The following is a 2,934-nucleotide window of genomic DNA, read 5'->3' on the forward strand; positions in this document are numbered from 1 at the left end:
CCAGGCCCGCGCTGCTGGCGAGCAGCGTCGTGCCGCTGGTGCCGGTGCCGATGCTGCCGGTGCTGATGCCCTGCGAGGCGAGCAGCAGCGCGTTGGTGCCGGTGGTAACGTTGCCGGTGTTGAGATTACCGTTCAGCGCCGCGGCGAACACCGCATTGGTGGCCTGGAGCGCACCGGTGGTCACGCTGCCGCCGCGGACGCGGATCTCGTTGGTCGAGCTGATAGCGCCCGTGACGATGCCCTGGTTGGCGCGCGCCAGCACGGTGCCGCCTGCGGTGATCGCGCCGGTGGTGATGCTGGTGGCATTGCCGAAATTGCCCTGACCGTCATCCGATCCGATGCCGAGCAGGCCGAAGCTGTTGATCGTGCCGGTCGTGATCGTGCCGCCTGCGCCCAGCCCGATGCTGAACCCGGTCGAGGTCGTGCCGGCCGCGGTGGTGCGCAGGTTGCCCAGCGTCATGTTGCCGGTGACGATCGTGCCGATCGAGGTGCCCGCGGTAATGTCGCCACCGTTGACCGATCCCGTCACGTTGAACTGGGTATTGGTCGCGGAACTGAGCGCCCCGAAGGCGAGATTGCCGCCGGTCGCGCCGATGGTGATGCCGGCGACGTTCGAGGTGACATTGGCGAGCGTCGCCGCCGTGCCGCTGATGCTCACCGACGCCGCCGTGATCGACCCGGTCGAGGTGAAGCTCGCGCTGCGCGACCGCAGCTGCGCCGCGCCGGTCGCGGTCACGCCGCCGATGCTGACCGCGCCCTGGCCATCGACCGTCACGCCCAGGCCCGCCGTGGTGCCGGTAGCCAGCGTGCCTGCGGCGATCGTTCCAGAGGATGTAAGGACGATTGCGCCCGCAGTCGGGCTACCTGTGGCGACGATATTGCCGACAGACAGATTGCCGCTGGTCGTATTGAGCGCCACTGCCAGCGAGGCGTTCATGGCCTGGGCAGCAAGGCTGTTCGCGGTGATGGCGATGCTGCCGCCGGTAGCCGTGGCGGTGCCGTTGATCGCGGCTGCGGTTCCGACGCCCGCGCGAATATTGCCGGTAACGATCGGTCCGGCGACGGTCAGTCCGCCCGCCGTGCGGACAGGGGCCAGTGCAAAGATCGGTGTCGGGTCAAAATTGGCTCCCAGTTGCGGGACCATCGAGGCATTGCCGACATAGAGATAGCGGTTGGCCCCGGTTCCCGTGGTCACCGCACCATTGAACAGGATGTCCCCGGAGCCCAGTACGAGGATGTTCTCCCCGCTGGTCAATGCGCCGGTGCTTATCGTGCCGGCCGCAATAAAGCCGATGTTCCGCGTGCCGGTGAGATTGCCGACCTGGATGCTGCCGGTCTGCGACAACAGGCCCACGCTGTAGCTGGTGGTCGGTACAGCGCCGGAGGCGTTGACATTGCCACCGGTGATGCTGCCGAGCGCGGTAATGGCAAATTCCAGCCCCGTCACTGCGTTGCCGAACCGGACGCTGCCGACAGCCTCCATTTCGGTGTCCTGGCCCGAACGGATATCGCCCAGCACCATATTGCCCGAACGGGTATCGAGTTCGATCGACGTGCCCGCTGTCAGATTGCCGATGGTCATGTTGCCGGCATTGACCAGCAGGTCGATTTCGCCGTTGGTTGCGGTGACAGCCGACAGGGTCAGCCCGTTTGCCGCAGTCATTGCCACAAAATTGGCCGCCGTGATGGTGCCCGCGACAATCGCGCCCGAGGTCGATGTCAGATTGACATGGTTGCCCGACGTCAGGTTGCCGAGCTGCAGCGAGGCCCCCTGGATGCCGATCACGCCGCCTGCATTGATGTTGCGCAGGTTGATCGCGCCGGTACCGAGCGCGGTCAGGCTGCCCGGGGTGGCGAAATTGGCGGTGACGGTGATGTTGCCGCTCGACTGGAGATCGATCGCGCCTGCGGTGATGGTGCCGACATTGGCCGGGGCGGTCACCACCGTGTCGGGAACGAACACGCCTGCGCGGACGCCGAAGGCACCGGCACTGACCGAGCCGTTGTTGACCAGCACCGAAAGCTGGCCGGGGGTGATATAGGTCAGGCTGCCGGCCACGGTCAGCGCCCCATCGGTGACGCGGACGAAATCCTCGACGATGCCGACCGGATCGGGCGCAGCGCCGCTGGTGTTGATGACCAGGCTGTTGACCGCCGCATCGGCATTGCGGATCTCGATATTCGATCCGGTGCCGTAGAAGGTCTGTCCGGCGGTCGATCCCGTCCCAGCGAGGCCGCGCGCGATTCCGAGCAGGTCATTGGCCTGCAGCCGTCCGCGATTGGCGGGAATCTGGAACCGGTCGGTGATCGCAAAGGCAATGCCTCCGCCGATGCCGTTGCCGCCCGCTCCCAGCACCGCGCCCGCGCCGCCATTGCCGCCCTGGCCGTTGGCGATCAGCGTGGCGTTGTTCATTGCCACCAGCGATCCGCGCACCAGCAGCACGTTGTCGCCGCCTTCGCCGATGCCGCCTGCGCCGCCATTGCCGGTGCCGGTGCTGCCGGTTCCGCCCGCGCCGCCCGCACCGCCGAAACCATTGGTCTCCGATACGGCATCAACCAGCCGCGTCGTGCCGACATTGACCGTCAGCGCGCCCGTGCCGCTTTCGCTGCCGAACTGGTTGAACCCGCCCACGGCATTGCCGCCCGCACCGCCGGTTCCGCCGACGCCGGCCGTGCCGATGCCGCCCGCGCCGCCCGCGCCGCCAAAGGCGGTCGAGGCGATCTGCAGGTTCAGCAGATCGAGCTGGCCATTGCCCGCGGCCGAGGTCGCGATCACCCTTCCGCCGGTGGCGTTGCCGCCTGCGCCGCCCGTTCCGCCGGTGGCGCCGGTCGTGCCCGTGCCGCCTGCGCCACCAAAGGCATTGGCGGTGAGGAACGCGTTGTCGAAATCGAGCAGCCCGGTCACCGGGCCGCTTCCGGCGAACAGCGACGCCA

General features: G+C 67.8%; 1 protein-coding gene. It reads right to left on the minus strand.

The features are described from left to right. A partial coding sequence (locus DM995_RS19295) for a beta strand repeat-containing protein (RefSeq protein ID WP_286164978.1) occupies nt 1-2,905 on the minus strand: 2,905 nt, incomplete at its 3' end. Nucleotides 2,906-2,934 lie beyond the last annotated feature (29 nt).

This window comes from Blastomonas sp. UPD001 (assembly GCF_003426715.1).
In the GTDB taxonomy this organism is placed as follows: Bacteria; Pseudomonadota; Alphaproteobacteria; order Sphingomonadales; family Sphingomonadaceae; genus Blastomonas.